Source organism: Oxalobacteraceae bacterium OTU3CAMAD1 (assembly GCA_024123915.1).
GTDB lineage: Bacteria > Pseudomonadota > Gammaproteobacteria > Burkholderiales > Burkholderiaceae_D > Rugamonas.
Window position 1 is genome coordinate 6063212 of sequence record CP099650.1, and the last position, 17594, is coordinate 6080805.

The following is a 17594-nucleotide window of genomic DNA, read 5'->3' on the forward strand; positions in this document are numbered from 1 at the left end:
TTAGATCTCGGCCAGCGCCTTCAAGTGCGCGACCACGCTGCGGCCCAGCGCCGACAGGTTGTAGCCCCCCTCCAGGCAGCTGACGATGCGGCCCTTGCCGTACAGGCGCGCCACCTCCATCACCTGTTCCGTCATCCACGCGTAGTCCGCCTCGACCAGCCCCATGCCGCCGATGTCGTCCTCGCGGTGGGCGTCGAAGCCGGCCGAGATGAAGATCATCTCCGGTTTGAACGCGTGCAGCGCCGGCAGCCACTGGTCGGTGACGATCTTGCGCACGGCGTCGCCCTTGGTGGCCAGCGGCACCGGCACGTTGACCAGGTTGGCGGTGATCGGCTCGGGCTCGGTGTACGGATAGAACGGGTGCTGGAAGAAGCTCACCATCAAGGCGCGCGGCTCGTTCAGGAAGGCTTCCTCGGTGCCATTGCCGTGGTGGACGTCGAAGTCGACGATGGCCACCCGCGCCAGGCCGCGCGCATCGAGCGCGTGCTTGGCCGCGACGGCGACGTTGTTGAACAGGCAGAAGCCCATCGGCTCGATCGGGCGCGCGTGGTGGCCGGGCGGACGCACCGAGCAGAAGGCGTTGTCGATCTCGCCATCGATGACGGCGTCGGTCGCGGCCACGGCGGCGCCGGCGGCGCGCTGCGCGGCCAGCCAGCTCCAGGCGTTGAGCGAGGTGTCGCCGTCGATCGGATAGGTGCAGCCCGGCGCCGGCACGTTGTCGCGCACGATGGCGATGGCGTTGCGGCTGTGGTTGCGTTCGAGGTCGGCCAGCGCCACCAGCGGCGCCTCGCGGTGCTCCAGCAGGTCGCTGATGTGCGATCCGATCAGCTGGTCCGCGATGGCTTGCAGGCGCGCCGGGGATTCGGGGTGCCACTCGCCCATGTCGTGGCGCTGGCAATCGGGATGGCTGTAAATGGCTGTGGTCATGTCTATGGTTTTTACGGGGCCGCGAATGCTCTCTCACTACGCTATATCCGCTGCGCGGTTTCTCGCATAGAATCGTTCAAACGCCGCGCCTGATTCTGCTGATCCCAGGCGCTAATCTACCATACATATCATGTACACAAAATTGCACGCGGTGGCACGCCAGGTCGGAGACATCATTGTCGGCAAGGACTTGCAGATACGTCAAGCACTCACTTGCCTGCTGGCCGGCGGCCACCTGCTGGTCGAGGACGTGCCTGGTGTGGGCAAGACCACCTTGGCGCATGCGCTGGCGATCTCGCTGGGGCTGCGCTTCAACCGCATCCAATTCACCAGCGACCTGCTGCCGGCCGACGTCAACGGCATCTCGATCTACGAACGCGAAAAGAACGGCTTCGTGTTCCATCCCGGCCCGATCTTCACCCAGGTGCTGCTGGCCGACGAGATCAACCGCGCCACGCCGAAGACCCAATCGGGCCTGCTCGAGGCGATGGAGGAGCGCCAGGTCAGCGCCGACGGCGTCACCCGGCCGCTGCCGCTGCCGTTCTTCGTCATCGCCACGCAAAATCCCACCCACCAGATCGGCACCTTCCCGCTGCCGGAATCGCAGCTCGACCGCTTCCTGATGTGCCTGTCGCTGGGCTATCCGGACGCCGCCGCCGAGCGCGCGCTGCTGATGGGCGAGGACCGACGCGTGCTGCTCAAGACGCTGCCGGCGGCGATGACGCCGCCCGAGCTGGCCGCCGCCCAGCTATCGCTCAAGCAGATCCACGTGTCGCCGTCGCTGGTCGACTATGTGCAGGCGCTGGCGGCCGCGTCGCGCCAGAACGGCATGTTCGCCGAAGGCATGAGCCCGCGCGCGGCCATCGCGCTGCTGCAAGCGGCGCGCGCCTGGGCCGCGCTGGAAGGACGCAACCACGTACTGCCGGAGGATGTGCAAGCGGTGCTGGTGCCGGTCTGCGCGCACCGCCTGCGCCCGCTCAAGGCGGCGCACGGCGTGGCGCTGGCCAGCCGCGACCTGGTGCTGCAGTTGCAGAAATCGGTGCCACTGTAGTGAATTCCGGCCTGCAAGCGCTGTACCGCAAAGGCCGGAAGGTTAGCAACCGATGGCTGTTCCAGCTGCGCGACAGCGAGCCGGGCGAGGTCACCCTGACGTCGCGCCGCGTCTTCATCCTGCCCACGCGCGCGGGCCTGTCCTTCACCCTGCTGCTGCTGATCATGCTGATCGGCGCCCTGAACTACAACCTCGGCCTGGGCTTCGCGCTGACCTTCTTCACCGGCGCCTGCGCGGTGGCCGACATGTTCCTGACGGCGCGCAACCTTGCATTGCTGAAGCTGGCCCCGGGCCGCGCCCAGCCGGTGTTCGCCGGCGAGGAAGCGCAGTTCGAGCTGCATTTGACCAACCCCACCAAGCTCGACCGCTACGCCATCTGGCTCGGCTTCCAGACGCAGGGCGAGCCGCGCCAGGTGACCGACGTGGCGGCCGGCGGCGCCAGCGCGGTGGTGCTGTCGCTGCCGACGCGCGAGCGCGGCTGGCTGGCCGCGCCGCGCATCCAGCTGACGACACGTTTTCCGCTTGGCCTGTTCAAGGCGTGGAGCTACTGGCAGCCGGAGCTGCGGGTGCTGGTGTATCCGACGCCGGAAGCGCCGGCCCAGCCGCTGCCGTCGCGCGGCGCCGCCAGCGAGGACGGCCATGGCACCGTGGGACTGGATAATTTCGCCGGCATCCGCAGCTACCAGCAGGGCGACCCGATGCGGCACCTGGCGTGGCGCCAGATCGCCCGCCACGATCCGGCGCTGGGCGGGCAGCTGGTGACCAAGCATTTCGAGGGCGGCGCGGTGGCCGAACTGGCGCTGGACTTCGCCGACCTGCCGCTGCAACTGGACCTGGAACTGAAACTGTCGCGCATGACGCAATGGGTGCTGGAGGCGGAGCAGCGCGCCCTGCCCTACACTTTCCGCTTGGCGCAGCACGCCTACGGCCCGGCGCTGGGCGACGCCCACCGCGCCGCCTGCCTGCGCGCGCTGGCGCTGTTCGGCCGGGAGGGCGGCGCATGAGCGAGCGCATGAGCGAAACTCAGCGACGCGGCCCCAAAGTAGAACTCGGGAGGCGCCTGGCGGCCCTGCCGCGCGACAAGGCCGACACCCTGCTGCTGCTCATCGCCGCGCTGATGGTGCTGGCGCCGCACTTCGCCCACCTGCCGCTGTGGGTCAGCCTGGCCGTCTGCGCCACCCTGCTGTGGCGCGCCGCCATCACCTGGCGCGGCAAGCGCATGCCGCCGCTGTGGCTGCTGGTGCCGGTCGCCGTGGCGGCGATGGCCGGCGTCTACCTCACCTACCGCACCCTGCTGGGCCGCGACGCCGGCGTCGCCATGCTGACCCTGCTGCTGGCGTTCAAGCTGCTGGAGATGCGCGCCAAGCGCGACCTGTTCGTCGTGATCTTCCTCAGCTTCTTCGTGCTGCTGACCAGCTTTTTCTATTCGCAGACGATGCCGACGGCGCTGTTCATGGCCGCCACCATCATCGTGCTGCTGACGGCGCAGCAATCGTTCCAGTACACCGGCGCCGTGCCGCCGCTGGCGCGGCGCCTGCGCACCTCGGCCAAGCTGTTCCTGCTGGCCGCGCCGCTGGCGCTGCTGATGTTCGTCGGCTTTCCGCGCGTGCAAGGGCCGCTGTGGGGCATGCCGGGCGACGCCCACAGCGGCCGCAGCGGCATCTCCGACAGCATGGCGCCGGGCACGCTGTCGTCGCTGGCGCAGTCGGACGAGGTGGCCTTCCGCGTGCGCTTCCTCGACCAAGCGCCGTCGCAGAACCAGCTGTACTGGCGCAGCATCGTGCTGGGCGACTACGACGGCCGCACCTGGACCCGCGTGCCGCGCCGGCGCGGCGCGCAAAGAGCGGCCATCGCCATCAGCGTGCGCGGCCAGGCCGTCCGCCACGAGGTGACGATGGAACCGACCGGCAAGCGCTGGCTGGCGCCGCTGGAGTTGACCGGCCCGCGATTCAGCGTACCGGGCTTCAACGTGCGCGAGTCGGACGAGATGGAACAGTTCACGATGGAACCGGTGGCCCGGCGCGTGCGCTACGCCGCCAGCGCCTATGTCGATTTTCAATTGCAAGCCAACGAGCAGCCGGAGAACCTCAAGCGCTGGCTGGAACTGCCGCATGGCTTCAACCCGCGAACCCTGGCGCTGGCGCAACAGCTCAGGCAAGCAGTGCCGCCGACGGCCAACGGCCAGCCGGACGCCCGCCAGCTGTCCCAGCAAGTGCTGTCGATGTTCCGCCGCGACACCTTCAGCTACACCTTGCAGCCGCCGCTGGCAGGGCGCGACATGGTCGACGACTTCCTGTTCACCGGCAAGGCCGGCTTCTGCGAGCACTATTCCGGCGCCTACGTGGTGCTGATGCGCGCGATGGGCGTGCCGGCGCGCGTGGTCACCGGCTACCAGGGCGGCGAGATGAATCCGCTCGACGGCTACCTGACGGTGCGCCAGTCCGACGCCCACGCCTGGGCCGAGATCTGGCTGCCGTCCCACGGCTGGCGCCGGGTCGATCCCACCGGCGCGGTCGCGCCCGAGCGCATCGCCCGCAACCTGGCGCGGGCGCTGCCGGCGCCGTCCGCCTTTGGCTTCGGCCAGTTGATCGAACTGCAAAACGATCCCGGTTCGTGGCTGGCGCAACTCAGATTCCGCTATGCCGCGTTGAATAATTCTTGGAATCAATGGGTCCTGGATTACAATCCAGAGAGGCAGCGAAGTTTCCTTACGGAACTAGGTTCCGTGTTCGGCAACTGGCGCAGCGCAGTCGGCGCGGCGCTGGTCTGCGCGCTGGCCTGGCTGCTGCACTGGCGGCGGCAACGCCGGCCGGCCGCGCCGCTCGACGGACTGTACCAGGCCTTTTGCCGGCTGCAGGCGCGTCACGGTTATGCGCGGCGCCCCGATGAAGGCCCGCTCAGCTATGCTGCCCGTCTGCGGGACATGCCCGCCAGCGCGGACAAACACGCGGCGATGGAGACATTTTTAACCCTGTACGGCGCGCTGAAATACGGCGGCGCCGGGGCCGAACAACGAACGGCGTCGCTCAAGACGCTGAAAACACTGTTACCTTTATGCCGATGAAGACTCTGATTACCCCCCTGCTGGCCGCCGCGCTGCTGACCGCCTCCGGCGCCGGCCACGCCCAGGTCGACCGCTACGGCTACAAACTGCCGCCCAGCATGCAGCAAAAAGCCAAGAAGAAAAAAGCCCCGCCCGTCAAAAAGAAAGCCGTGCCCGCCATCGATTATGTCGGCGAATACGTCAACTTCGGCGAGTGGAAGGAAGTGCGCGCCTTCCTCGACGACGTCGCCAACCGCAACGGCTTCGACCGCAAGGAGCTGGACACCCTGATGGCCCAGGTCCGCTATGTGGACGCGACGGTGCAGCTGGTCAAGCCGGCGCCACCGGGCAAGCCGAAGAACTGGAACGCCTACCGGGCGCTGACGATCGAGTCGACACGGGTCGATGGCGGCGTTAAGTTCTGGAACGACAACGCCGAGGCGCTCAGCCGCGCCGAGGCGCTGTACGGCATCCCGGCCGAAATCATAGTCGGCATCATCGGCGTCGAGACCGTGTACGGCCGCGTCACCGGCCGTTTCCGGGTGGTCGACGCGCTGACCACGCTCGCCTTCTCCTATCCGGAGGCGCCGCAGCGCGCGGCACGCATGGAATTCTTCCGTGGCGAGCTGGAGGCCACCTTGGTGTTCGCGCGCCGGGACGGCATCGACCCGCTGTCGCTGCGCGGCTCGTTCGCCGGCGCCATGGGCATGCCGCAGTTCATGCCGAGCAGCCTGATAAAGTACGCGGTCGACTTCGACGGCAGCGGCCACATCGACCTGCTCGGCTCGAGCACCGACGCCATCGGCAGCGTGGCCGCCTTCCTGGCGGCGCACGGCTGGGAGCGCGAGAACGGCGGACCGCTGGTGTACGCTGCCACGGCATCGCCCGCCAAGGCATGGGAGCCGATGCTGCACCAGGGCCTGACGGCAAAATATCCGCCGCAGGACTTGATAGCTGCGGGGGTCACCACCACTGTACCTGTGCCGGAGCAGCAGACCTATGGTCTGGTGGATCTGCAAAACGGCGCCGACCCAACTGAATACTGGTTGGCCAACAGTAATTTCTTTGCAATTACCCAGTACAACCGCAGCTATTTCTATGCGATGTCGGTGATCGAGCTGGGCCGCGCGGTCCGGCTGGCGCGCGGCGGGCTGTAGAAACGGTACGCAAATCCGGGCGGGCGCGTGTAAGGATGGCGATGAGGGATGTAAGCAACCGTAACGGCTGTTGTTCGCCCAACTTGCACGCGGTATTGTTTAGTTGACACTTGGAAATTATTGATCCAAACTGGCTTCTAAAGCATCAATTCATAAGCATCTATACAACGGAATTGTCTTATAACTAACTTTAGTTGCTAAATAATAGCGTGCACCATAGCGTAGCACAGGAGTCGGTGTATAATTCTCACACAATGTTGCATCGGGACAACAATACTCGACTATGTAGTTTTTTTCTATTGCTGTCGGGTATTACAATGCGAGATGTTGTATAATTGTGTATATATTATGAAACTTGTTATCCCGGAATCGGTCCGTGTGTAAATTCGTTCCTTGGTAAGGATGAACATTAACGCAGCAAAGCGAGCTCCGAGTGTTTTACTTTGCAGGACAACTTTACAGAAGGAAAAGACGAAATCATGACAAACCAAGTCGGCATAGATATGAACAACGATGCGGATGGCGATGACCTGCTGCAATACAATCCCAACCGCCTGCTCGATACCCTGATCGAAAACCTGCGTTTGAAAAACGATGCCGCTCTGTCGCGCGCATTGGAAGTCGCACCGCCGGTGATCAGTAAAATTCGCCACCACCGCCTGCCAGTTGGCGCTTCGCTGCTGATCCGCATGCACGAAGTGAGCGATCTGAGCATCCGTGACCTGCGTTACTTGATGGGCGACCGCCGCAACAAGTTCCGCATCAGCGATAAGCAGTTCAAACCAAAGGAAGGCGAACCAGGCCAGGGCCAGGGTTAAGTTTTACCCCGGCACTGACCTGTAGCGTTTTACCTTGTATCCCTCCCCCCTCTTGCAGGGGCGAGGGATACATCTTTTTGCGCGCCGGTTTTATGCCGGCGAATTTAAGCTGCGAGTTTTAAGCCGGGAATACACCGGTCGACAGATAACGATCGCCCCGGTCGCACACGATGAACACGATGGTCGCGTTCTCGACCGTCTGCGAAATACGCAACGCGATCTCACAGGCGCCCGCCGCCGAAATACCACAGAAAATACCTTCCTCCGCCGCCAACCGGCGCGCCATGCGTTCGGCCGACGCCTGCGACACCGCCTCGACCTTGTCCACGCGCGCGCGGTCGTAGATTTTCGGCAGGTAGGCTTCCGGCCATTTGCGGATGCCGGGAATCGACGAGCCCTCTTCCGGCTCGGCGCCGATGACCTGCACGTTCGGATTCTGTTCCTTCAGAAAACGCGACACGCCCATGATAGTGCCGGTGGTGCCCATGGCGCTGACGAAATGGGTGACGCGGCCGTCGGTGTCGCGCCAGATTTCCGGGCCGGTGCCCTCGTAGTGCGCGCGCGCATTGTCCTGGTTGCCGAACTGGTCGAGGATGATGCCCTTGCCGTCCTTTTGCAGTTGCTCGGCCATGTCGCGCGCGTATTCCATGCCGCCGGTCTTGGGCGTGAGCATGATCTGCGCGCCATAGGCGGCCATGCTCTGGCGCCGCTCGATGCTCAGGTTCTCCGGCATCAGCAACAACATTTTGTAGCCACGCAACGCCGCCGCCATCGCCAGCGCGATGCCGGTGTTGCCGCTGGTCGCTTCGATCAGGGTATCGCCGGGTTTGATGTCGCCGCGCTCCTCGGCGCGCTTGAGCATCGACATGGCGGCGCGGTCCTTGACGGAACCGGCCGGGTTGTTGCCTTCGAGCTTGCCGAGAATAATATTGTTGCGGGCGACCGCGTCCGCGCCGGGCAGGCGGGTCAGCTGCACCAGCGGTGTATTGCCGATCGTATCTTCCAGAGTCTTGTAAGCCATCGTGTTCAATCTTCAGTGGTTTCGCCAAAACATGCATTTTAATCCGAGTTGCCGTTGCGCGTATTGCAAGGGATGGCCCGGCCCCTGCCTGAGGAGGTAAAGTGCCGGAAGTCTTTGGACTGGAGCGGCCGCATGCGCTAGACTTGCATCATCGCTGCATCGCACCACGCCGTGCCGACCACTCTTACGCCCCTGACCGCCATGTCCACCTCCCCGCTTGAAATGCTGCCCGACGCCACCCCTGAAACGCCTGCGGCGCTGCCGGCCGACCTGGAAAGCCGACGCCACCAGATGTTCCCGACGTTGTCTGACAGCGACATCAAGCACATGCTGCGCTTCGGCCATGTGCGCCATTTCAGCGACGGCGAAAAAATCGCCGAGGCGGGCAAGAGCAACTACGGCATGCTGCTGGTGCTCAAGGGCGGCGTCGCCATCACCCGCTTCGACGGCCTGGGCAACACCTCGTACATCACCACGCACATGCCTGGCCAGTTCTCCGGCGAGGTGGCGCAGTTGTCGGGGCGCCCGGCGTTGGGCAACGCCGACGCCGTCGGCGAGGTCGAAGTGCTGGTGATACCGCCCGAATCGCTGCGCGCGCTGCTGGTCGCGCACGCCGACCTGGGCGAACGCATCGTGCGCGCGCTGATCCTGCGTCGCGTCGGCCTGATCGAGCAGAACTCGGGCGGCCCGGTCATCGTCGGCCCGCGCGGCCACGGCCGCATCCATACCCTGCAGAGCTTCCTTGCCGCCAACGGCCATCCCTACAGCGTGCTCGATCCGGAGGTGGACCAGCAGGCGACGGAACTGATGGCCCACTACCAGCCCAAGCCGGACGAACTGCCGCTGGTGGTGTGCCCGGACGGCGTGGTCAAGAAAAATCCAACCACGGTCGATATCGGCCGCTGCCTCGGCATGCTGCCGGAGCTGCCGGCCGACAAGGTGTGGGATGTGATCGTCGTCGGCGCCGGCCCCTCCGGACTGGCGACGGCGGTGTACGCGGCGTCCGAAGGCTTGTCGGTGCTGGCGCTGGAAACCCGCGCCTTCGGCGGCCAGGCGGCGGCCAGCGCCCGCATCGAAAATTACCTCGGCTTCCCGACCGGCGTCTCCGGCCGCGCGCTGGCCGGGCGCGCGTATGTGCAGGCGCAGAAATTCGGCGTCGAGATCGCCATCCCCGCACCCGCCGGGCGGCTGATCTGCGACACCTATCCGCTGCAAGTGGAAATGTGCGGCAGCCTGCAGAAGCTGCAGGCCAAGACCGTGGTGCTGTCGTGCGGCGCGCGCTACCGCCGGCCGTCGCTGGCCAACCTCAAGCAGTTCGAGGGCAAGGGCATTTATTACTGGGCGTCGCCGATCGAGGCCAAGCTGTGCAAGACCGAGGAGATCGTGCTGGTCGGCGGCGGCAACTCGGCCGGGCAAGCGGCGGTGTTCCTGGCGGGGCACGCGTCCAAGGTGCATATGCTGATCCGCAAGGACAGCCTGGCGTCGACGATGTCGAGCTATCTGATCGAACGCATCCAGGCCACGCCGAATATCGAGCTGCACACGCACTCGGAGATCATCGCGCTCGAAGGCGACGAGGATGGCCTGAAGCAGGTGCGCATCCGCAATTCGAAAAGCGAAGAGGAATGCGATTACGACGTTTGCCGCGTGTTCCTGTTCATCGGCGCCGATCCGAACACGGGCTGGCTGGAGGACTGCGGTGTCGATGTCGACGGCCACGGTTTTATCCGCACCGGTTTCGATGTGACCAAGGCGCAGTGCAAGGCCAACTTCGACAAGGGTGTGTACCCGCGCGAGATGCCGGCGCGCGCCGCGCTCGAGACCAGCGTGCCGGGCGTGTTCGCCATCGGCGACGTGCGCGCCAGTTCCACCAAGCGGGTCGCGGCGGCGGTGGGCGAAGGCGCGGCCGTGGTGTCGCAGATTCACGCGTTTTTAGCGAATCTTCCAGCGGATAAACGCTAGCGAACCCGCACGGCCAACCAGGGTCGTACCCCGTACGGGGTACGACCCTTAAACGGCGACGCATGCGTATCGCGAAACGCTTGCCGGGCTTCACTTCAACCAGGCCTTCTCCAGCTGCTCGATTTCGAAATCGCCGTCGTCCACTAGCCGCTCCCACCCTTCGAACTTGGTCATGCCACGCGTGCGGGCGATCGACAGCAGCAGGCTCTGTCCCGGCACCGTGCGCTCCGGCTGCAGCTGATACACCGGATCGGCGAACGCCTGCGCCGGCGTGACGATCGTCCAGCCCATATCGACGAACTGCTGGATCACATCCTTCAACCACAACGCGTTAATCAGGTTGTGATGCTGTAGCAGCACCTGCGGAATATCGCGCCCTTCCAGCTTGCGCGACAAATCGCGATACGCGATCGCCCGCTGTTTGATATGCGCCAGGTACGCCTGTTTGATCGGCTCGATGTTCGCCTTCGGATCGGACCGCAGTACCTCGGTCAGTTTCGCGTCCAGGCGCCAGTCGCTGGTGTCCAGGCTCACATACCCATTGCGATAGCCTTGCTCCTTCAGGAAGCTTCGCATGCCGTCGCGCTTCTCCGGCGTATTCCCCTCGCGCAGGAAGGTAAACCGGAACCACTTTTGATACCCGGGCAAGGTGGACGTGATGCGGTCGCAATCGAGGATCTCCCGCTGGTACTGCGCCAGCGTCACCTTCGCGGAATTCAAATCCGGGTGCGTCATCGTGTGGTTGCCCAGCGCATGGCCGGCATCGCCCCAGGCCTTGGCCAGCGCATAGCCGGCCGGCTTGGTTGCGCCGAAGTCGCAGGTGACGAACAACGCCGCCGACACCTTGTGCGCGGCCAGCGCGTCGAGCATCGCTTGGTTGCGCTGCTGCGGCGACATCAACGGCGTCTGCTCCAGCTGCGGCCCGTCGTCGAAGGTGAAGGCCACCGACTGCGCCTGCGCCACGCCCATGCTCACACCAGCGAGCGTCATCATCGCGGCTATGGCGGTTAAGCGAATACGGCGACCAACCGTTACTAACATATTTCCTCCTTAAGGGCGATCTAATCGAACGCCGAACTCATCCATGCCAGAATGCAAGCAGAGGTAACACGCAAGGCCTCAACGCTCCATTTGTTTCCTCGACATCATACTTCAACCATGCGAGGACAAAATGCGACTTCCACTCATCCCCCCAAACGAACTGAGCCCCGAACAAAAAGAGCTGTACGACAGCATGCGCAAAGGCATCGCCAGCAACTTCAACGCGTTTCAAGTAGAGCGCGAGGACAGCGCCCTGATGGGCCCCTGGAATCCCTGGCTGCACGAGCCTGCCATCGGCAAGGCGATCTGGGACCTGACGCTGGCCATGACCGCCAACGCCGTCTTGCCGGACAACGTACGCCAGATCGCGATTCTCGTCGTCGGCGCCCGCTACAACGCGGCCTATGAACTGTATGCGCACGTCGCGGTGGCGGAGAAAGCCGGCATGTCGGCCGAGCGCCTGGCCGCGCTGGTGGCGGACCTGAAGCCGGTCGACCTGTCGAAGGAGGAGAACGTCGCCTTCGATTTCTCGTACGCGCTCAGTCGCGGCGGCACGTTGCCGGAGCCGTTGTACCGGCTGGCGATCGACACCTTCGGCCAGCATGGCACCAACGAGTTGATCTACCTGGTGGGCTTGTACGCGCTGGTGTCGACCACGTTGAACGGCTTTAACGTGCCGGTGCCAGAGCGTGAATAAGCGCGATACCAGCACCTCGGCCGACGCCCGGCTTAAGCCCGCCGGCGCGGGTCCATCGGAGTTCGGCAGTGTTGCCCTGGTGCTGCAAGGGGGCGGCGCGCTGGGCGCCTACCAGGCCGGCGTCTACGAACGCCTGCTGGAAGGCGACATCGAACCGAACTGGTTGTCGGGGATATCCATTGGCGCCATCAACAGCGCCATCATCGCCGGCAACGCGCGTCAGGACCGGGTCGCGCGGCTGCGCGAATTCTGGGAACTGGTCAGCGATGGCGGCGCCTGCGCGCCCGGCGCCAGCTGGAGCGCCCTGACGCTTGCCGACACGGCCCGCGCCTGGGTCAACCAGCTCGCGGCAGGCAGCGCGTTCGTGCGCGGCGTGCCGGGCTTCTTCGAGCCGCGCATGCCGTCCTTCCCGTTCGGCGGCAGCCAGGCCACCAGTTTCTACGACACCTCGCCGTTGCGCGCCACGCTGGAACGCCTGGTCGATTTCGATCGCATCAACGCGCGCGAGACGCGGCTTAGCGTCGGCGCGGTAAACGTCCGCACCGGGAACTTCGCCTACTTCGACAACGCCACCGAGCGCATACGGGTCGAGCACATCATGGCAAGCGGCGCGTTGCCGCCGGCCTTCGACGCGGTGGAAATCGATGGCGAAAAATACTGGGACGGCGGCATGGTGTCTAACACGCCGCTGGAATGGGTGCTGTCCAACAGCTCGGGCCTCGACACGCTGGTCTGGCAAGTCGATTTGTGGAGCGCCCACGGCGAACTGCCGCGCGACATGGCCAGCGTCGCCACGCGGATGAAGGAGATCCAGTATTCGAGCCGCACGCGCATGGCGACCGACTCCCTGCGCAGGGTGAAGAAGCTGCACACGGCGCTAAGCGAACTGCTGGCGATGATCCCGGCGGACATGGCGGCCAGTCCGCAAGCACAATTGCTGGCGGCGGCGGGCGACCCTGCGCGCTACAACATCGTTGAACTGGTCTACCGTTCGGCGACCTACGAGGGCCAGTACAAGGATGTGGAGTTTTCCCGCAGGACGATGAACGAGCATTGGCAGGCCGGCTACAAGGATGCCAACAGCACGCTCACGCACAAGGAAATTCTCCAGCTGCCCACCATCGACGCCAATCCGGCCGTTTTCGATTTCCTTACGAAGCCAGCCTAGCTTCTTTGAGGCGCCGCAGTTGCGCCGCCTGGTAGGCGCCGAAGGCGTCGTTGAACAGGCAGCGTATCAGCGGATCGTCGACAATGTCGGCGTCGGCCGGCGCGCCGCTGATCCGCATGTACATCGACGTCAGCGACTCCCCCAGCGCCAGGCCCGCGTATAGCTTGGCGATGGGGATTTCGGTCAGCCACGACGGCGCTTCCTCGTCGCCCGCCGCAGCGATGCTATCGCCTTGGATGCGGTAGCGGTACTGCCGCACGCCACCGGCGTGATCGTAGACCGATAACTGCCAGACGCACTGCGTCTCGAAGTAGCTGTCCGGCGGCAGTTCCATCTCCCGGTATTTACCGAGCAAACCCGCACCGCAGTAGTCCAGCACCAGCGAGGTTTGTGACTCTGTCAGCGGCGCGAAATGGCCGGCGATGTCCGAAGTCGGCGGCGGCGTGATGCCGGCGTCATACTCATAATCGACGTCCTGTTCGCCAACCGGCAGCACCCATGGCAGCGGCGCGGCTGGCGTTAGCGCCTGCGACGTCAATTCCATCGCGACGGAGGGATTGAGGCGGACGATGCGCGCATCCGGCAGCCAGGCGCCGACCTCGCGCTCGAACTGTTGATAAGTGATCGGGAACAGCGCGTGGTTGTACCAGGACCATGGCTCCTGCACGAACTGGCAGGAACTGGGGACGACATAACGGGGCTTGAGTGCGCGCAGCTGCTCCGGCCATTCCTCGGGCAGCTCCGGCTGGACGCCCTCGGCGCGCGACGGCGCGATCACGTCGATCTCGCGCATGGTCTGGAAGGGCCACAGCACCATGTCCCACGGCGCGTAGGCTGTGAGCTGTTCCAGCGTCTCCGGGTCCATCCACGAATCGACGACGTTCAGCACATTCAATCCGCCGGCACGAATGTGGAACATCGAGTCGACATCGGCATCGAGCGCCCTGCGCGGAATGACCTCGATCGGGCCAACCAGCACCGGTGAATCGACCGCCAGCGCGCGCACGTCGGTGAAGCCCAACTCACGGATCATGGCGAACAGTTCGTCGAACAGGCAGTAAAGATAGATCGGCGTGGCGCGCGGCAGCAGGTCCAGGCTCTCCATCGAACAATGGTCGTCGTGGAAGTGGGAGATGAAGACCGCGTCCGGCGTCAGCGTCTTGATCTGTTCATGGTCGAAGCGCACGGCGGGAAAGGCGTGGCAGTTGCGGCTAAACGGGTTTTCGAAAATCGGATCGAACAGTATCTGCGTGCCTTCGTGCTCGAAGACATAACCCGCGTGGAGTATCCTGGAAATCTTCAGGGGCGACATGTGCAGACTCCAATCAAAATGTCGCGCTATCTTACCAGACATAAAAACGCAAAAGCCCGCAGCGCGGGGCTGCGGGCTTTTGCTGGAGTACCGGATTTATTTGCCGGTGGCGGCGATTGGCGTGGAGCTCGCTTTGGGAGCGGCTTTGTCGGCCTTGGGCTTGGCTGCGGCCGTTGCGCCCTCTTTCGACTTTCCGTTCACCTGCAGGCCGGCCTCGGACAGCTTGGCGGCGTTCTTGCCGCCGACGCCTTTGACGCGCTGTTCAAAGTCGGCCCAGTCCTTGAACTCGCCTTTTTTTCGTTCTTCGAGGATCGCGGTGGATTTGGCGGGGCCGATGCCCTTGATCGAATCGAGCGCGGCTGCGTCTGCTTTGTTGACATCGACTTGTGCGAACGCGAAGCTCATTGTGGCGGCCAGCGTGGCAATACCCAGCATTAGTTTTTTGAACATGTCTGTCTCCGTGGTTGGTGTCGAGCAAGGGCGAAAATCGCACCTTGAATACCCTTAACGGGTGGGGACCCCAACGTGGTTGACGCTGCCGGTATGAGGTAGATCAAACTCTGACAGGGAGACACGTAGGGCGGATTAGCGTAGCGTAATCGGCCATGCATGCGTTGCGGTGACGCATGCATGGCCGATTACGGCGTTCCGCCTAATCCGCCCTACGTTTACGTGTATCCGTCGTTTAGCCCACCGCGTCGAACAACTCTTCGCGCGTGACTGTTGCCGTGCCGAGCTTGCCTACAACAATGCCGCCGGCGCGGTTGGCCGTCTGCACCGCTTCGTTCCATCCCGCGCCCGCGCCCAGCATGCACGCCATCGTGGCGATGACGGTGTCGCCCGCGCCCGAGACGTCGAACACTTCGCGCGCCTGCGCCGGCATGTGGAACTGGTCGTTCTCGGTGTACAAGGTCATGCCCTCTTCCGAGCGCGTGAGCAGCAAGGCATCCAGCTTCAACTCCGCGCGCAGTTGCTGCGCCTTCGCCGTCAATTGTTCTTCGCTGTTCCAGCTGCCGACGATGCGCTTCATCTCCGACTTGTTCGGCGTGAGCACGGTGGCGCCGCTGTAGCGCGAGAAGTCGTCACCCTTCGGGTCGACCATCACCACCTTGCCTGCGGCGCGCGCGGAGGCGATCATGTCGGCCACGTTCACCAGGCTGCCCTTGGCGTAGTCCGACAGCACGATGACGTCGTAGTCGGCCAGCAGCGCCTTGAACTGCACCAGTTTGTCGCGCAGGACGGTGTCCGTCGGCGCTTCCTCGAAATCGATGCGCACCATTTGCTGCTGGCGGCCGATGACGCGCAGCTTGATGATGGTGGAGATGGCGTCGTCGCGTTTCAGGTAGCTGTGGATGCCGCCGCCTTGCAGCAGCTGTTCCACTTCGGTGCCCGCTTCGTCGGCGCCGACCACGCCCAGCAAGCCGGCGTGCGCGCCCAGCGCGGCGGCGTTACGCGCCACGTTGGCGGCGCCGCCGAGGCGCGCTTCGCGCTTTTCGATGCGCACGATGGGGACCGGCGCCTCCGGCGAGATGCGGCTGACGTCACCGAACCAGTAACGGTCCAGCATGACGTCGCCGACGACCAGGATGCGCACCTTGTCCAGTGCGGGGGATTGAAAAGCGGTGACGGAAGTACTCACATGGTCCTCGTATATTAAATTTAAGCTCGTCTGAATCACGTAGGGCGGATTAGCGAAGCGTAATCGGCCATGTATGCGCCATCGGCGGCACATACATGGCCGATTACGGCGTTCCGCCTAATCCGCCCTACGTGTTAATTCATGACATTCAATTCTTCGGTGCGGCGCGGCGGGTAGGTCTCCCACCTGCTGCATCCAGGGCATTGCCAGTAGAACTGGCGCGCCTTGAAGCCGCAATGGCTGCATTGGTAGCGCGCCAGCTTCTGCGTGTAGCCGTGCACCAGGTTCTTCACCATCGACAGTTCCGATACCACGCTCGCCGGCGCATCGACCAGGCGCGCTTCCAGCAGCTTGTCCAGTCCCAGCAAGGTCGGCGTGCGGCGCAGTTCATCGACCACCAGCTCCTTGGCGGCATCCAGGCCGTCAAGCTCCAGCACCGCCTTGTACACCACCTCCAGCAGGTCGATCGACGAGGCCTGCTCCAGGTAGGACTTGATCAGGTTGACGCCTTCGAGCGGGCGGCCGACCTTGCGGTAGCCGTCCATCATGCGCTGCGCGACCAGCGCGGTGTGCGGCACGCTGATTTGTTCGACGCGGCGCCACGTCATCAACGCGCCTTCGACATCGTCCTTGGCCAGCTGCGCGTCGCCGATCAACAGGGTCGCGCGCACGTTGACGCGGTCGGCCTGCAGCGATTTCTCCAGCAGCGGCAGCGCATCTTCCGGATGCAGGTGCACCAGCGCGTCCTGGGCCAGCTCGCAGTAGAACTGCGCGATTTCCTTCTGGCGGGATCCGGCGCCCGATTCCTGCAGGCCGATGGCCGCTTCGATGGCGCGCGGCCATTCCTTCTCGCGCTGGAAAATCTCCAGCAGCGCGCGCCGCGCCGGCACCGCGTACTGGCTGTGGATCAGGCGATTGAAGGTTTCCTCGGCGCGGTCCAGCAGGCCGGCCTTCAGGTAGTCCATGCCCAGTTCATATTCGGCGTGCTCCTTCTGCTCCTGCGGCAGGTCGGGACGCGACAGCAAATTCTGGTGGACGCGGATGGCGCGTTCGGTCTCGCCACGGCGGCGGAACAGGTTACCGAGCGCGAAGTGCATGTCGGCCGTCTCCGGGTCCATGCGCACGATCTCGATGAAGGCGTCGACCGCCTTGTCCGGCTGGTCGTTGAGCAGGAAGTTCAGGCCCTTGAAATAACCGCGCGGCAGCGTGCGCGATTCGGACACCAGCTGGCGGATGTCGACGCGCGCGGCGATCCATCCCATGCCGAAGAAGAGCGGGATGCCCAATAACATCCAGAGTTCAAATTCCATGCTTGTTCTTGTAGTTGGTAGTGGTGCTTATTGTGTGGTGACGCCATCGGGCTGCGGCTGCGCGTTGACCTGCTGCGCCGACGATTGCAGCGTCGTGATGGTGGTTTTGTGTTTGTTCGTTTCGCGGCGGTGGCGGAACACGGTCGGCGTGAGCGCCAGCACGCCCAGGACGGCGCCGGCGACGAAGAAGCCGAGCAGCATCAGCACCAGGGGTCCGCGCAGGTCATAGTGGAGGAAAAAGTGCAGATCGACTTCCTGCGTATTTTTCAGGGCAAAGCCAAAAAACAAGACGAATAGGACGATTCCAATGAGGGTGGATACGAATTTCATCAGCCTGGTTCCTGTTCTGGATTTCTAAGAGCGCCAGTATGGCACTAGATACCGTTTCTATCAAACTGCGGAGCGCTTGCTATTAACCCGCACGGCGCGAACCACCGGGGTCGTACCC

The 17594-nt window shown here is 64.2% G+C and carries 16 protein-coding genes; 8 read left to right on the forward strand and 8 right to left on the reverse strand.

From position 1 onward, the window contains the following. On the reverse strand, window positions 1-927 hold the full coding sequence (locus NHH88_25815; protein ID USX13048.1) for a histone deacetylase family protein: 927 nt from the start codon (window positions 925-927) through the stop codon (window positions 1-3). A gap of 130 nt (window positions 928-1057) precedes the next feature. Here NHH88_25815 and NHH88_25820 point away from each other — a divergent pair, with 130 nt between their 5' ends. From NHH88_25820 to NHH88_25840, 5 genes are all read left to right on the forward strand, one after another. Next, window positions 1058-1978 carry a MoxR family ATPase gene (locus tag NHH88_25820; protein USX13049.1) on the forward strand — a complete coding sequence of 307 codons (921 nt, stop codon included), beginning with the start codon at window positions 1058-1060 and terminating at the stop codon, window positions 1976-1978. Beyond that, window positions 1978-2982, forward strand: a complete 1005-nt coding sequence (locus NHH88_25825; GenBank protein ID USX13050.1) for a DUF58 domain-containing protein — start codon at window positions 1978-1980, stop codon at window positions 2980-2982. The genes NHH88_25820 and NHH88_25825 overlap by 1 nt, the downstream gene beginning before the upstream one ends. A gap of 8 nt (window positions 2983-2990) precedes the next feature. Next, on the forward strand, window positions 2991-5042 hold the full coding sequence (locus NHH88_25830; GenBank protein ID USX13051.1) for a DUF3488 and transglutaminase-like domain-containing protein: 2052 nt from the start codon (window positions 2991-2993) through the stop codon (window positions 5040-5042). Next, the gene (gene mltB / locus NHH88_25835) at window positions 5033-6178 is read left to right on the forward strand and encodes a lytic murein transglycosylase B (protein ID USX13052.1); all 1146 of its coding nucleotides are present in this window, start codon (window positions 5033-5035) and stop codon (window positions 6176-6178) included. Before NHH88_25830 ends, mltB begins: the two co-directional genes overlap by 10 nt. Before the next feature lie 479 nt (window positions 6179-6657). Then, window positions 6658-6996: a hypothetical protein gene (locus tag NHH88_25840; GenBank protein USX17436.1), complete on the forward strand. Its 339-nt coding sequence runs from the start codon at window positions 6658-6660 to the stop codon at window positions 6994-6996. A 118-nt stretch (window positions 6997-7114) separates the two neighbouring features. Here the strand turns inward: NHH88_25840 and cysM are convergent, their stop codons facing one another. Then, a complete protein-coding gene (gene cysM, locus NHH88_25845) occupies window positions 7115-8017 on the reverse strand; it encodes a cysteine synthase CysM (GenBank protein ID USX13053.1) in 903 nt (300 codons plus the stop codon). Between the two features lie 201 nt (window positions 8018-8218). Between cysM and NHH88_25850 the strand changes: the two genes are divergently transcribed. Continuing rightward, window positions 8219-9979, forward strand: coding sequence for an FAD-dependent oxidoreductase (locus tag NHH88_25850; protein USX13054.1), 1761 nt, complete (start codon window positions 8219-8221; stop codon window positions 9977-9979). 90 nt (window positions 9980-10069) lie between these two features. Here the strand turns inward: NHH88_25850 and NHH88_25855 are convergent, their stop codons facing one another. Continuing rightward, window positions 10070-10969 (reverse strand): polysaccharide deacetylase family protein, encoded by a 900-nt coding sequence (locus tag NHH88_25855; protein USX13055.1) that lies wholly within the window; start codon window positions 10967-10969, stop codon window positions 10070-10072. 181 nt (window positions 10970-11150) lie between these two features. Here NHH88_25855 and NHH88_25860 point away from each other — a divergent pair, with 181 nt between their 5' ends. Both NHH88_25860 and NHH88_25865 read left to right on the forward strand, forming a co-directional pair. Further along, window positions 11151-11717: a carboxymuconolactone decarboxylase family protein gene (locus NHH88_25860; protein USX13056.1), complete on the forward strand. Its 567-nt coding sequence runs from the start codon at window positions 11151-11153 to the stop codon at window positions 11715-11717. Continuing rightward, window positions 11710-12885, forward strand: a complete 1176-nt coding sequence (locus NHH88_25865; protein USX13057.1) for a patatin-like phospholipase family protein — start codon at window positions 11710-11712, stop codon at window positions 12883-12885. Before NHH88_25860 ends, NHH88_25865 begins: the two co-directional genes overlap by 8 nt. Here the strand turns inward: NHH88_25865 and NHH88_25870 are convergent. The 5 genes from NHH88_25870 to NHH88_25890 form a co-directional block, all read right to left on the reverse strand. After that, window positions 12869-14197 carry an MBL fold metallo-hydrolase gene (locus NHH88_25870; protein USX13058.1) on the reverse strand — a complete coding sequence of 443 codons (1329 nt, stop codon included), beginning with the start codon at window positions 14195-14197 and terminating at the stop codon, window positions 12869-12871. The two genes, NHH88_25865 and NHH88_25870, sit on opposite strands and share 17 nt — an antisense overlap. Window positions 14198-14293: 96 nt before the next feature. Further along, window positions 14294-14647: a helix-hairpin-helix domain-containing protein gene (locus NHH88_25875; protein USX13059.1), complete on the reverse strand. Its 354-nt coding sequence runs from the start codon at window positions 14645-14647 to the stop codon at window positions 14294-14296. A gap of 235 nt (window positions 14648-14882) precedes the next feature. Continuing rightward, window positions 14883-15764: a D-glycero-beta-D-manno-heptose-7-phosphate kinase gene (rfaE1, locus tag NHH88_25880; protein USX17437.1), complete on the reverse strand. Its 882-nt coding sequence runs from the start codon at window positions 15762-15764 to the stop codon at window positions 14883-14885. A gap of 206 nt (window positions 15765-15970) precedes the next feature. Continuing rightward, the gene (lapB, locus tag NHH88_25885; protein ID USX13060.1) at window positions 15971-17146 is read right to left on the reverse strand and encodes a lipopolysaccharide assembly protein LapB; all 1176 of its coding nucleotides are present in this window, start codon (window positions 17144-17146) and stop codon (window positions 15971-15973) included. A gap of 27 nt (window positions 17147-17173) precedes the next feature. After that, window positions 17174-17476 (reverse strand): LapA family protein, encoded by a 303-nt coding sequence (locus NHH88_25890; GenBank protein USX13061.1) that lies wholly within the window; start codon window positions 17474-17476, stop codon window positions 17174-17176. Window positions 17477-17594 lie beyond the last annotated feature (118 nt).

Coding starts and splice junctions, on each gene's coding strand:
- NHH88_25815 (USX13048.1), bottom strand. CDS start 927: ATGACCACAGCCATTTACAGCCATCCCGATTGCCAGCGCCACGACATG.
- NHH88_25820 (USX13049.1), top strand. CDS start 1,058: ATGTACACAAAATTGCACGCGGTGGCACGCCAGGTCGGAGACATCATT.
- NHH88_25830 (USX13051.1), top strand. CDS start 2,991: ATGAGCGAAACTCAGCGACGCGGCCCCAAAGTAGAACTCGGGAGGCGC.
- mltB (USX13052.1), top strand. CDS start 5,033: ATGCCGATGAAGACTCTGATTACCCCCCTGCTGGCCGCCGCGCTGCTG.
- NHH88_25840 (USX17436.1), top strand. CDS start 6,658: ATGACAAACCAAGTCGGCATAGATATGAACAACGATGCGGATGGCGAT.
- cysM (USX13053.1), bottom strand. CDS start 8,017: ATGGCTTACAAGACTCTGGAAGATACGATCGGCAATACACCGCTGGTG.
- NHH88_25850 (USX13054.1), top strand. CDS start 8,219: ATGTCCACCTCCCCGCTTGAAATGCTGCCCGACGCCACCCCTGAAACG.
- NHH88_25855 (USX13055.1), bottom strand. CDS start 10,969: ATGACGCTCGCTGGTGTGAGCATGGGCGTGGCGCAGGCGCAGTCGGTG.
- NHH88_25860 (USX13056.1), top strand. CDS start 11,151: ATGCGACTTCCACTCATCCCCCCAAACGAACTGAGCCCCGAACAAAAA.
- NHH88_25870 (USX13058.1), bottom strand. CDS start 14,197: ATGTCGCCCCTGAAGATTTCCAGGATACTCCACGCGGGTTATGTCTTC.
- NHH88_25875 (USX13059.1), bottom strand. CDS start 14,647: ATGTTCAAAAAACTAATGCTGGGTATTGCCACGCTGGCCGCCACAATG.
- rfaE1 (USX17437.1), bottom strand. CDS start 15,764: ATGCTGGACCGTTACTGGTTCGGTGACGTCAGCCGCATCTCGCCGGAG.
- lapB (USX13060.1), bottom strand. CDS start 17,146: ATGGAATTTGAACTCTGGATGTTATTGGGCATCCCGCTCTTCTTCGGC.
- NHH88_25890 (USX13061.1), bottom strand. CDS start 17,476: ATGAAATTCGTATCCACCCTCATTGGAATCGTCCTATTCGTCTTGTTT.